Below are 12399 nucleotides of genomic sequence, written 5' to 3'. Positions count from 1 at the left end.
TTATACGCACATTCACCTGATTCTACAGGGAATTGACGTATAGCGCTCGCCCCGGCTCCGCTATCCGGGTCTGGCGTTGGCGAAAAGCCAGTTGTGCGCTATAACGCACAATGCTACATTATATCGACCGTTATAACGCACAAGGCACACCCATGCGCTCTTTCACTCTCCCTTTTCCGAGTCTGCTCGCCGGCTTCGTCGCCGTGCTGGTCGGCTATGCCAGCTCTGCCGCCATTATCTGGCAGGCAGCGGCGGCGGCAGGCGCCGATGCTGCGCAAATCGCCGGCTGGATGACCGCCTTAGGTCTGGGAATGGGCATCAGCACCCTGGCCCTCACCGTCTGGCGAAAGGTGCCCATCCTGACGGCCTGGTCAACGCCCGGCGCGGCGCTGCTGGTCAGCGGTCTGCAGGGGGTCACGCTCTCCCAGGCGGTTGGCGTCTTTATTTTTGCCAACGCCTTAATCGTGCTTTGCGGCATCACCGGCATATTTGCCCGGCTCATGAAGATTATTCCCCATTCACTGGCGGCGGCGATGCTGGCCGGCATATTGCTGCGCTTTGGCATGCAGGCTTTCGCCAGCCTGCAGGCTAATCTGCTGTTATGCGGCAGTATGTTAGCCGTATGGTTACTGTGCAAAGCCTGGCTTCCCCGCTTCGCGGTTGTCGCCGCCCTGCTGACAGGAAGCGCGGTGGCCGGATTGAGCGGAGAAGTGACAACGTCACAAATAAACTTCAGCATTGTCGCCCCTTCCTGGATCGCCCCTGAATTCACGCCGGCGCTGTTGATCAGCGTCGGTATACCGTTTTTCCTCGTCACCATGGCGTCGCAAAACGCCCCCGGCTTCGCCACCCTCCAGGCCTCAGGCTATCGGGTCCCCGCTTCAACCCTTATTGTCGCCACCGGCGGCCTGGCGCTGCTGCTGTCGCCTTTCGGGGTCTACTCGATCTGCATCGCCGCCATTACGGCCGCGATTTGCCAGAGCCCGGAAGCCCATCCGGACCCGCAAAAACGCTGGCTCGCGGCGGCGGCGGCGGGCGTGTTTTATCTGCTGGCGGGGATATTTGGCGGCTCAATCACCTCGTTGATGTCGGCGCTGCCGATAGCGTGGGTCCAGATGCTTGCCGGGCTGGCGCTGCTCGGTACCATCGGCGGCAGCCTGTTTCAGGCATTGAATCATGAGAGTGAGCGCGATGCGGCGGTAGTAACGTTTCTGGTCACCGCCAGCGGCGTGACGCTGGCCGGTATCGGCTCAGCGTTTTGGGGGCTGGTTCTCGGCGGCGTCAGCTACGTTTTGCTGTCAACGCTGCGCCGCGCGTAGCTGCGAGGGCGTCAGGCCAGTGGCGCTTTTCACCCGGTTGCTGAAGTGGCTGGCGCTGCTAAAACCGCAGGCCATGGCGATATCGGTTAACGGCAGCCGACTCTGGCTAATCAGCGCCTGCGCTTTAACCATCCGGCGCTGCATAACGTACTGATGCGGCGCCATCTTCATCGACTGGCGAAACATCCGCGCAAAATGGTATTCGCTTAACGCCGCTTCCTGCGCCAGATCGGCAAGAGTGAGCGGCTGGTCGAGGTTCTCCTCAATCCATGCCAGCAGATTGCGCAAGACGTGCGGCGCCAGCCCGCCGGTCACCGTCGGTAAACGCCACTGAACGTTCGAATAGTGCTGAATCAGGTGAGTGAGCAGCAGCGTGCTGGCCGAACTCAACGTTAGCTGATTCGCCTGCTGCTGCCAGTCGTTGTCGAGGAGAAACTGGCGGTAGACGGCGGTGATTTTGTCATCGCTGGAAAACGTTTTCTCCTGCAGCGTGAACGAGGCCGGGCTGCGGTCCCAAATCTGCTCGCCTACCCGGCGCAGGTGCTCATCGGTGCAGTAAAGATGCACAAAAGAGAGATCGCCGCGGATATCCCAGGTGCTCTCATCGCCTTTCGGCATCAGGCAAAAACGATCCGGCCCGCCGCCGTTTTTCCAGCCGTGGGGCGTTTTTTGGTAGCTTTCGTAGCCATCGGCAATATAGAGGCTCAGGGTATGGTGGTCACTTTGTACCGTGATGGTATCAAGATTGTTATACCACGCCGCCAGCTGAATACCGGAGTTGAGGTTCACCGTCCCCCGCAGCACGGCATTTTTTTGACGCAATGTTTCGAAAGTCCCGTAAGCCATAGCCTTCACAGTTCAGATTCCGCAGATCGCTAGTCTAAGAAGAGTCGCCGGCAGATACCAGCATTCCCCCGCCGCTAATGAAAAATAAGCGCAAGAATTTGCAAGTCGGCGACAAGCTGATGACAGCGCCGAATTCGCCCGGGCCGCACAATGACCGGTACAACACTCACAGGAGAGACATTTTGAACGCATTACTCTACGGGTTGGTCGTGGTTATCTGGGGCACCACCTGGATTGCTATCTTTTTGCAGCAGGGGCCGGTTGCCGCGCCGGTGTCTATTTTCTGGCGCTTCGCCGTCGCCAGCGTCGCGATGTTGACCATTCTGCTGGTTACCCGCCGCCTGCGCCCGCTGGCCGCGCGCGACCATCTCTTTTGCCTGCTACAGGGCTGCTGCGTTTTCTGCTTTAATTTCTGGTGTTTCTATACCGCCGCCGCGTATATCAATACCGGGCTGGAGTCGGTGATCTTCTCCATGGCGGTGTTGTTTAACGCCATCAATAGCTTTCTCTTCTATCGCCAGCAGCCTCCGGGCCGATTCTGGCTGGCCGCCGCGCTGGGGCTGGCGGGGATCGTGACGCTATTCTGGGATGATTTATGGGCCAGCGGCCTGAACGCCTCGCTCCTGCTGGGTATTGCCCTCAGCGCATTGGGCACCTATGGGTTTTCGCTCGGCAATATGCTCAGCATCCGCCACCAGCGCCGCGGTCTGGAGACGTTGACCACCAACAGCTGGGCCATGCTTTACGGCACCCTGGTCATGGGCGCGATCGCGCTGGTTCGCGGTGATAATTTCGCGCCGCAGTGGACCCTCAGCTATATGGGCGCGCTACTGTATCTCGCCGTGTTTGGCTCGGTGATTGCTTTTGGCGCCTATTTTACGCTGGTGGGGCGAATCGGCGCGGGTAAAGCGGCATACAGCACCCTGCTGTTTCCACTCGTCGCGCTGACCATTTCGACTTTTTATGAAGGTTACGTCTGGCACAGTAGCGCCGTGGCCGGACTGGCGCTGATCCTGGTCGGAAATCTGGTGATGTTCGCTCGCCCGGAGCAGTGGCTGCTGCGGCGCAGGCTGGCCTGGGTTCGCTCGGATCGCTGCTGACGCTCGCGCTGCCGTCGAGGAGAAATGAAAAAGGCGCTATCAACCACTAGCGCCTTTATTCACGGATACGCCTGATTAACGGTTATTGGGGTCGAATTTCACCGCGTCAATCGCCATATCATCAATGACCTGCTTCAGGGTCTCGACGGTGAGCGGCGTATTTTCGTTGGACAGGTTTTTACCTTCGCCCTTACGGACCACTTTGATAACCGGCTTTTTGGTCGCCGCATCAATCAGCTCCCCTTCAAAAAACAGGTTGGTGTCCATGGTACGGTGGCCCGTTGCCGCCTGCGTACCGGCGATAATCATCGCCACCGGAATCACTTCGTAGAACTGCAGCCCTTCTTTGCTGGAATCCACGCCGGTGATGGCGCCGCGGAAGATCAGGCTGCGCTTGCCCGGGGTGGTTGCCAGCGGTTTACGCTCGGAAATAGCCTGTTTCATCTCTTTATTGGTGTAATTCAGGATATCCCTGAGCGCCTTCTCGCCCACCTGGGTGGTGGGTTTTGGTACCGGGTAATAGGTGATCGGGTTATAGACGATATTGTCATAGTTGCTCGGATTGTAATCCGGCGAAATCCAGCGCAGTTCCGGTTTGCCGGACGCCGAGGTGGTTTCTTTTAAGTTAGAGTAATCTTTTAAAAATCCCGAATATTGTTCCGGCTTAGCGATTTTGGATGAGCAGCCGGCCAATGCTAACAGGCCAGCAAGCGCGGCGACTTTAAAAAATAACGGAGTACGCATATAGGTTAATCCCTGTGAATACCATTTATCGGCAAGAGTTATAGCAAATAACAGGGGTAAGTTTTGTGGCAAAAGCGGTGCTACGTCAAGTAGCTGGAAAAAATAAACCCGCCGTTACCGGCGGGCCGTGATTGGCTGTTTATCTGATATCAACCTGATAAAAAATATGCTTGCCAAAGGGGTCTATTTCGTAGCCTGACACGTTTTTACGCACCGGTTCAAATATTGTCGAGTGGGCAATCATGACTGCCGGCATCTGGTCATGCATCATCTGCTGCGCCTGGCGATAGAGCGCTTCGCGTTTTTGGCGATCGGTTATCGATTTTGCCTCGGCGATAATTTTATCAAACGGCTGATAGCACCATTTTGCCGAGTTTGACCCGCCGTTCGCCGACTGGCAGGTAAAGAGTGGGCCAAAGAAGTTATCCGGGTCGCCGGTCGCGGTCGTCCAGCCCATCAGCGCCGCCTGATGTTCGCCATCCTTCACCCGCTTTAAGTATTCACCCCACTCATAGGTTGTGATTTTCGTTTGCACGCCAATTTTCGCCCAGTCGGCCTGGATCATTTCGGCCATGCGTTTGGCGTTCGGGTTATAGGGTCGCTGCACCGGCATCGCCCACAGATCGATGGTAATTGGCCCCGCAACGCCCGATTCCGCCAGCAGCGCTTTGGCTTTCTGCGGGTCGTAGTCATAATCCTTCAGCTGGCTATCCGCGCTCCATACGCCCGGCGGCAGCAGGTTTTTCGCCGCCGTACCGGTACCGTGGAACACCGCTTCAATGATCGCCGGTTTATTGATCGCCATCGCCAGGGCCTGACGCACCTTAACGTTGTCCAGCGGCGCTTTTTGGGTGTTAAACGCCAGGAAACCGGTGTTAAGGCCCGCTTTGCTCATCAGGTTGATCGCGTTGTTCTCTTTCATTCGCGGCAGGTCGGCCGGATTGGGGAACGGCATCACCTGACACTCGTTTTTCTCCAGCTTGGCGTAGCGCACCGAGGCGTCCGGCGTGATACTAAAAATGAGACGATCGATATGCGCCTTCCCCTGCCAGTATTCCGGGAACGCGGTGAAAAGAATTCGGGAATCTTTTTGATATTGCGCGAGTTTGAAAGGTCCGGTACCAATCGGGTCCATATCCACGCGCTCTGGCGTGCCGGCTTTTAGCATCGTATCGGCATATTCCGCCGATAAAATAGAAGCGAAATACCAGGCAAGATCGGCCACAAAGGGCGCTTCGGGATGGGCCAGCGTGAAACGCACCGTATATTCATCAGGCTTATCAATCGCGGTAATTAACTGGCCAAATTCCAGGCTTTCAAAATTGGAGTAATTGCCGCTGGAGATATTATGATAAGGATGGTGAGGATCTTTTTGCCGCATAAACGAAAAAATAACGTCGTCGGCATTAAAATCGCGGCTGGGTTTAAAATATTTATTACTCTGGAATTTAACGCCTTTGCGTAAATGAAAAGTATAAACTTTCCCATCTTCGCTGACTTCCCAGCTTTCGGCGAGGCTCGGCACCAGTTCTGTGGTACCGGCTTTGAAATCGACCAGTCGGTTATAGACCGGCACCGCGCTGGCGTCCACGCTGGTCCCGGAGGTGTAGAGTTGCGGGTTAAAGTTTTCCGGCGATCCTTCTGAGCAGTAGACCAGCGTTTTTGCGCTAATGGCCGAGCTGGCCGTCAGGGCCGCTAACGCCAGAGCAAGCGTCGTGAATCTGCGTTGCATAGGTTTTCCTTTTTCATTTGTCAGCTAATGAATAGCTTGTTGTTTTCCCTTCCATACATAACACTAAAGCCTGATTGCAAACACCTGAAAACTCGAATAAAGAAGGAATCACTATGTCATCAGCCCTGGCCAGTCAATTAACCCAACGCTTCTTTCGCTATCTGGCGATAACCAGCCAAAGCGACCCGCGAGCCACGACGCTGCCTACCACCGCCGGGCAACACGCGATGGCGCAGGCCCTTGCGGATGAGCTACGCCAGCTGGGGCTGGATGAGATTGTGATTGACGAGCGCGCCACCGTCACGGCGGTGAAAAAGGGCAACGTCGCAGGCGCGCCGCGGATTGGCTTTATTACCCACATCGATACCGTTGACGTCGGTTTGTCGCCGGATATTCATCCACAAATTCTGCGTTTTACTGGTGAAGATCTCTGTTTGAACAGGGATAAAGATATCTGGCTGCGCGTTGCGGAACATCCGGAAATCCTCGCTTATCCCAATGAAGAGATTATTTTCAGCGACGGCACCAGCGTGCTCGGGGCGGATAACAAGTCCGCCGTTACGGTGGTGATGACGGTGCTGGAAAACCTGACGGCGGAACACCGCCACGGCGACATCGTGGTCGCGTTTGTGCCGGATGAAGAAGTGGGCCTGCGCGGCGCGAAGGCGCTGGATCTCGCGCGCTTTGCCGTCGATTTTGCCTGGACCATCGACTGCTGCGAGCTCGGCGAAATCGTCTATGAGAACTTTAACGCCGCCGCGGCGGAGATTCGCTTTACCGGCGTGACCGCTCACCCCATGTCGTCAAAGGGCGTGCTGGTGAACCCGCTGCTGATGGCCACGGATTACATGAGCCATTTCGATCGCCAGCAAACGCCGGAGCATACCGCCGGACGCGAGGGCTACGTTTGGTTCAACGGTATCCAGGGCGATCAGAACAGCACCCTGCTGCAGGCCAGCATTCGCGATTTCGACCTCGAAAGTTTTCATCGCCGTAAGCAGCAAATTAGCGAGGTGGCGCAGAAAATCGCCGCGCAGTATCCGACCGGAAAGGTGGAATTTCACATCAGCGATACCTATAGCAACATCAGCAATGCCATCGGCGAAGACCGCCGCGCCGTTGATCTGATGTTCGAAGCGATGGAAAGCTTAGGCATTACGCCGAAACCGACGCCGATGCGCGGCGGCACCGACGGCGCGGCCCTGTCGGCAAAAGGCGTATTAACGCCCAACTTCTTTACCGGCGCGCACAACTTCCACTCGAAATTTGAGTTTCTGCCGCTGCGCGCCTTTGAGGCCTCTTATCAGACCGCGTTACAGCTCTGCCTTTTAGCGGCGCGTTAAGCCGGTTTGCGCGCCAGCATCGTGGCGAAACGCAGCTTAATCCGGTTCCCGCTGGCGTCGGTGCGGTGGAGTTCACCGACGTCTTCGTTATATTTGAGCAACGTCCAGCCTTCATAATTATTGCGCAGCTCTCCCGGTTTAAACGCGAACGGGAAGCCGACGCTGCACGGATAATCGTCGGTATCCATAGCCGCAACAATCAGATTGTAGCCGCCGGGTCTGGTGCAGCGCTGCATGTTAGCAATCAGACCCGGGATGGTCTTCGCGTCGAGGAACATCATCACCACGGTCGAAAGAATAAAGTCATACTCGCCGTCAAAGCTGAGGGCGTTAAGGTCCTTAATCGCCGTCCGCAGATTCTCCAGCCCTTCCGCCTGACGAATGCGCTCAAGATTTCCGATGCTGGCCGGATTTTTATCCCACGCGGTGACATCAAACCCGTTGGCCGCGAGGTAGAGGCTATTGCGCCCGTTGCCGCAGCCCAGATCCAGCGCCTTGCCCGGCGCGATCAGGGTGGCGGCGTGCAGCACCTCGGAGTGGGTGCGGGTCATCCCGTATTTATCGGTGAAGTAATTTTCGTCACGAAGCGTCATGGTTAATCCTTATTTTTTAATAATGTGTCGCGCTCAACGCGAATCAGCAGTTTACCGCGCATCAGCAGCAGGAAGGTACGAATCAGCAGCAGCCCGACGATCAGATTGGTGAAGAGAAACAGCGGGAGCGCGAGGGTATGGAAAAAGCCGTCCGGATGCTGATGACCGAGATGCAGGCCGGTGGTCGCCAGCGCGGAGATGCCGAACGAGAAGCTCCAGAACGAGGCGTTAAACGGCTGGCGCAGGTACCACGGCATCAGGCGCAGCATAAACAGCAGCTGCAGCAGACCATAGCCGAACAGCAGCTTAGCGAAGGTATCCGCCTCGCCGCCGTTCACGCTCAGCCAGGCGCTGCACGCCACCAGCGCCGGCGCCAGCTGAATGCCGAGGGCGGTGCGCATGGCCATCGGCAGTTCGCCGTCGCTGCGCAGGCGCTGCAGAATCACCGGTTCAAGACTAACCAGGAGAATAAGCCGGCGCCCAGAAACACCAGTCCGGCGTCGGTAAAGCCCAGCGCGCCGCAGGCCATGGCGCTGATAAAGTTATTCGCCACCGTCGGCAGATAGAGGCCCGGGGTGGTCGCCTCATTGGGATGTTTCCCCCGCCATAGCCCGGCGCTCTGCCAGGCCGCATAGCTTAGCTGCAGCACTACGCCAATCGCGAATAACACCAGCGAGAGCGGCCGCAGCCAGGGAACAAAGCCGATGGCCACCAGCATGGTCGTCGCCGGAAACAGGCTGACAAAACTGCTGGCCACCGGATGGCGCATCTCCTGCAGTACGCTGTGCGGGAAACGGACCGCCCGGCTGATAAACGCCAGCGCCAGCAGCGCCCAGATGACCGTCGCCGTGACCACCAGACCGTCGCCGACGATCCGGCTCACCGGCCAGATGGTGCTGGCGTAGCGCCAGGCGAAGCCCATGCCGATAATGCCCAGAACCATACCAAAATAGCCCGCCGGGAGATTCAGCACCCGGCTTGTGCCCAGCTTTTTATTCATTTTGTTTAAATTTTCAATTTATCTTAAGTTGCATTCTAAAGGAACCTTCAAAAACGCGCTACGGCGTTTTTTGCTATGTTTATGTTAACCATACGTAATGAGAAAGGCAGATGCGCAAATATTACCTCAGCGAGAAGGTTCGCCAGTTTCACTATGACGCCGACGGAAACAAACATAGCGTCAATCTGCGGCAAATTGTCGCCTTACGCGATTTCGCTGACGTGAAGCGCGGCGATGAAGGCGGCTGGCTGGACAATGAAGCAGCCCTGAGCCACGAAGGCGAGTGCTGGATTTATGACCCAAATAGCGCGGTGTTTGCCGGTGCGAAAATCGAGGGCAATGCCCGCTTAACCGGCGAGTGCATTATCAGCCATGGCGCCATCGTCAGCGATAACGCGCGACTGGACAGCGTGCAGGCAAGCCACTGCGCGCGTATAAGTGACAACGTCACCGTTTCGCGTTCGCAGATTCGGGGTTATTGTCACCTGGCCGACAACGCGCAGATCCTCCCCCACTCGCTTATTATCGCCGCCCAGGGTCTGACCGCCGACAGCGACAAAATCCTGCGCATTTATCAGCGGGCAACGGTCAGCGCTTCGCGCATCGTTCACCAGGCGCAAGTTTACGGCGACGCGTTTGTCGAACACGCGTTTGTTGAGCATCGGGCGGAAATCTTCGATTGCGCGCGGCTGGAGGGTAACGACGAAAACGACGTCTGGGTCTGCGATAACGCGCGAGTTTATGGCCACGCGAGGATTATCGCCGGGCGGGAAGAGGACGCCATCCCCACCCTGCGCTACAGCTCGCAGGTGGCGGAGCACGCGGTGGTCGAAGGCAACTGCCTGCTGAAGCATCGGGTGATGGTCGGCGGGCATGCGCACCTGCGCGGCGGGCCGATTCTGCTGGACGATAGCGTGTTAATTGAAGGGCATGCGGTGATTTGCGGCGATGTAGTGATTGAACATCAGGTGACGATCGGCGACAGGGCGCGAATTGAAGCCAGCGCGGGCGACGCCATTTCTATCAGAGGGGAGAAAGTGATAAACGGCGACGAACGTTTTACCCGCACGCCCATTGTCGGCTTTCTATAACCTTTGCTCCCGACCGCGTGGTTTATCAGCTTCAGGTCCCTGCGCGCTGTTCCCCGGGGGGGGGGGGGCGCTCAACGCGCCTTGCCGGGGCTACATCTCAGCGCGGCCCATAGCCCGGGCAAGGCGTCAGCCGCGAGCCGGGAATTGCCCGGTGTCACAATCAATAATGCGCCCGTAGATATTCTGGTCATCGTACGAACCGTTCAGATACTCGGCCTGCTTCAGGCACCCTTCGAGGGTGAAACCGTTACGCAGGGCGACCTGATTGCTTCTCTGGTTTGCTACCCGACATTTAATCACGAAGCGGCGAACCGTCCCGCTGCGGGCAAAAGCGTCCATCAGCGCCTGCAGCGCCTGAGAAAGCAGCCCCTGCCCCTGGTGGCTTTCATCTATCCAGTAGCCGATGTATGCGGTCTTATTGATCGGCTCAATCTGGTTAAACGACAGCACGCCGACGATCTCTTCGCGCAGAAAGAGCAAAAACATTTTGGCGTAACCGCGCTGGTGCAGCATCACGTTGCCCTGCACGTGGCGGCGGGTTTCGTCTTCGTGACTGACGTCAGCGGGCCAGCTCAGCGATTGCTGGAGCCAGCGCTGGTTCTTGATCACCAGCTGATGCAGCTCAGCGACGTGGCTTTCATCCACAGCGCGCAGAGAAAGCGACTCGGTGACGGGGATAGTTTCTCTCGCAGGCGCGTTTTCGTCAGTCATAATGGACTCTGATTAATAGTCTGATTAAAAAACAAACGCCCGCTAAGTTACCTTAGCGGGCGGAATCAAGGGCAATTATTTCATTACCCGATCGTCAACATAGTTACGCTTGTCTGGCGCTGGCGGGAAGTACTGATACAGCCAGGTTTCGCTGATCGCTTCCCCCTGGCAGCGCAGAAACATGCGCATTTCGACCGGGTCGGTCGAATCCGAGGTCGGGTACCAGTCAAACTGGATGCGATAGCCATCAAACGGTTCCACGTAGAGAATTTCTATCTGCTTCGCTTCGCCGCTCGACAGGGTAATCACCGGCTCAATGCCTCTTGGCGCCGCGGCCTTCAGGTCGCCGCCGACAAAATCGATGGCAAAACGACGGGTCCATTTATCCGGGTAGTGCTCACCCGGCGCCCAGCCTTCCGGGAAACCGCCCATTCCGGTACGCGTGGCCAATACCCGCGCCAGCGGCGAACGGACCGGCGGCTGCGCGCTCCAGTAGAGTCGATAGCGGAAGTCCAGCTCATCCCCGGCTTTCACCGGCTTCTCGGGCTGCCAGAAGCAAACGATATTGTCCAGCGTTTCACCGGTCGTCGGGATCTCCATCAGGTTGACGGCCCCTTTACCCCACTGGTTGCGCGGCTCCACCCACAGGCTCGGGCGTTTGTTATACCAGCCCATGATGTCCTGATAGTGGGAGAAGTCGCGATCCAGCTGCAGCAGGCCAAAACCGCGCGGATTTTTATCCTGGAAAGCGTTGAACTGCAGCTTCTGCGGGTTGTTCAGCGGGCGGCACACCCACTCGCCGTTGCCCAGCCACATCGACAGGCGGTCGGAGTCGTGGATCTGCGGATGGATAGTGTCGCACATCCGCCGTTCGTTATTGCCGCAGCTGAACATACTGGTCATCGGCGCGATGCCCAGCTGTTTGATGTCTTTACGCGCGTAGATGTGGTTTTCCACATCCATAATCACCTGCGTCTCCTGACAGTTAACCACGAACTTATAGGCGCCGGTGACGCTTGGGCTGTCGAGCAGCGCATAGACGGTAAATACCGTAGCCCCCGGTTTCACGGTCTCAAACCAGAAGGAGGTGAAGTCCGGGAACTCTTCCGGCGTATCGGTAAAGGTATCGATCGCCAGGCCGCGGGCGGAGAGTCCGTATTGATAAGTGCTGTCTACCGCGCGGAAGTAGCTCGCACCGAGGAAGGCGACGATATCGCGGCGCGCCAGCTCCGGCGCCTTAAACACGCGGAACCCGGCAAAGCCGAGATCGCTCTGGCCTTCCAGCTGTTTGGTGTCGACGCCGGCGTCATTATATTTAAACAGCTCGGGACGGAAGTGAATTTCCCGCGCCTGCTGGGTTTGTGAATCCAGGGAGAACATCCGTACGCGGCGGCGGAACCCCATCCCGACGTGGAAGAACTGAATATCCAGCTTGCGCTCTTCGATATTACTCCACAGGGAGTGCGCAGCATCGTACTGAATGCTGTTGTAGGCCTGCGGGGTCAGGTTTGCCAGGGTTGGCGGCAGATCGCGCGGCGCGCCGCCCCAGGGCTGACGCGCAAGATCGTGGGCCATCGACTGAAGTACGGAATAGTCAAAGCGACGGGTCTGGCCGTCGGCAATTCCCGAGTCCTCGGCGAAGGCCGCTTTCGAGAATAATGAGGCAACTCCTGACGTTCCGCATACGGCGGCAACAGCCATGGAAGATTTGAGAAAACGTCTGCGATTCATGCCTGAGAGAGCATCCTTCTTCATATGTGAATTGAGACGCGACGTAACAAACCCATGCGTCGTGAATGTCGCTCACTCTAGACAAAAATGATTGATAATCCAATTGTTGACGGCAGAAATGCGTGAAAAAAATATGTCCACCGGACCAGACCGAATTATCGATATCCGGGGGCGGCGATGATTTCGCCA

The 12399-nt window shown here is 57.2% G+C and carries 10 protein-coding genes and 1 pseudogene; 4 read left to right on the top strand and 7 right to left on the bottom strand.

Translation table 11 applies throughout. The features are described from left to right. Positions 1-152: 152 nt before the first annotated feature. Complete coding sequence (locus ABLU87_RS11275) at positions 153-1319, top strand: benzoate/H(+) symporter BenE family transporter (protein WP_122117803.1); 1167 nt, start codon at positions 153-155, stop codon at positions 1317-1319. Here ABLU87_RS11275 and ABLU87_RS11270 read toward each other — a convergent pair. After that, positions 1299-2165, bottom strand: coding sequence for an AraC family transcriptional regulator (locus ABLU87_RS11270; RefSeq protein WP_014229221.1), 867 nt, complete (start codon positions 2163-2165; stop codon positions 1299-1301). The genes ABLU87_RS11275 and ABLU87_RS11270 overlap by 21 nt on opposite strands. Before the next feature lie 182 nt (positions 2166-2347). Between ABLU87_RS11270 and ABLU87_RS11265 the strand changes: the two genes are divergently transcribed. After that, positions 2348-3265 (top strand): EamA family transporter, encoded by a 918-nt coding sequence (locus tag ABLU87_RS11265; protein WP_014838374.1) that lies wholly within the window; start codon positions 2348-2350, stop codon positions 3263-3265. A 75-nt stretch (positions 3266-3340) separates the two neighbouring features. On the opposite strand, the gene ABLU87_RS11260 is transcribed toward ABLU87_RS11265, so the two are convergent. Both ABLU87_RS11260 and ABLU87_RS11255 read right to left on the bottom strand, forming a co-directional pair. Beyond that, entirely contained in the window at positions 3341-4009 is a 669-nt protein-coding gene (locus tag ABLU87_RS11260; protein WP_014229219.1) for a DUF3313 domain-containing protein, read from the bottom strand. A 139-nt stretch (positions 4010-4148) separates the two neighbouring features. Then, the gene (locus ABLU87_RS11255) at positions 4149-5741 is read right to left on the bottom strand and encodes an ABC transporter substrate-binding protein (protein WP_064375244.1); all 1593 of its coding nucleotides are present in this window, start codon (positions 5739-5741) and stop codon (positions 4149-4151) included. A 113-nt stretch (positions 5742-5854) separates the two neighbouring features. Between ABLU87_RS11255 and pepT the strand changes: the two genes are divergently transcribed. Continuing rightward, entirely contained in the window at positions 5855-7084 is a 1230-nt protein-coding gene (gene pepT, locus ABLU87_RS11250) for a peptidase T (RefSeq protein ID WP_032749237.1), read from the top strand. On the opposite strand, the gene tehB is transcribed toward pepT, so the two are convergent. Both tehB and tehA read right to left on the bottom strand, forming a co-directional pair. Continuing rightward, positions 7081-7677 (bottom strand): tellurite resistance methyltransferase TehB, encoded by a 597-nt coding sequence (tehB, locus tag ABLU87_RS11245; RefSeq protein ID WP_014229216.1) that lies wholly within the window; start codon positions 7675-7677, stop codon positions 7081-7083. The two genes, pepT and tehB, sit on opposite strands and share 4 nt — an antisense overlap. A gap of 2 nt (positions 7678-7679) precedes the next feature. Then, positions 7680-8677, bottom strand: a pseudogene (gene tehA / locus ABLU87_RS11240) (dicarboxylate transporter/tellurite-resistance protein TehA). 110 nt (positions 8678-8787) lie between these two features. On the opposite strand from tehA, the gene ydcK reads away from it, so the two are divergent. After that, positions 8788-9768, top strand: coding sequence for a YdcK family protein (ydcK, locus tag ABLU87_RS11235; RefSeq protein ID WP_122117053.1), 981 nt, complete (start codon positions 8788-8790; stop codon positions 9766-9768). 126 nt (positions 9769-9894) lie between these two features. Here ydcK and rimL read toward each other — a convergent pair whose 3' ends face one another. Both rimL and ABLU87_RS11225 read right to left on the bottom strand, forming a co-directional pair. After that, entirely contained in the window at positions 9895-10479 is a 585-nt protein-coding gene (rimL, locus tag ABLU87_RS11230; RefSeq protein WP_004850562.1) for a 50S ribosomal protein L7/L12-serine acetyltransferase, read from the bottom strand. Between the two features lie 75 nt (positions 10480-10554). After that, the gene (locus tag ABLU87_RS11225) at positions 10555-12210 is read right to left on the bottom strand and encodes a glucan biosynthesis protein (RefSeq protein ID WP_004850560.1); all 1656 of its coding nucleotides are present in this window, start codon (positions 12208-12210) and stop codon (positions 10555-10557) included. Between the last annotated feature and the right edge of the window lie 189 nt (positions 12211-12399).

Origin of the sequence: Klebsiella sp. CB_Kp196 (assembly GCF_040061575.1) — a bacterium.
In the GTDB taxonomy this organism is placed as follows: domain Bacteria; phylum Pseudomonadota; class Gammaproteobacteria; order Enterobacterales; family Enterobacteriaceae; genus Klebsiella; species Klebsiella michiganensis.
Note: the sequence above shows the minus strand (reverse complement) of the source record. Positions and strands in the feature narration are given on the sequence as shown.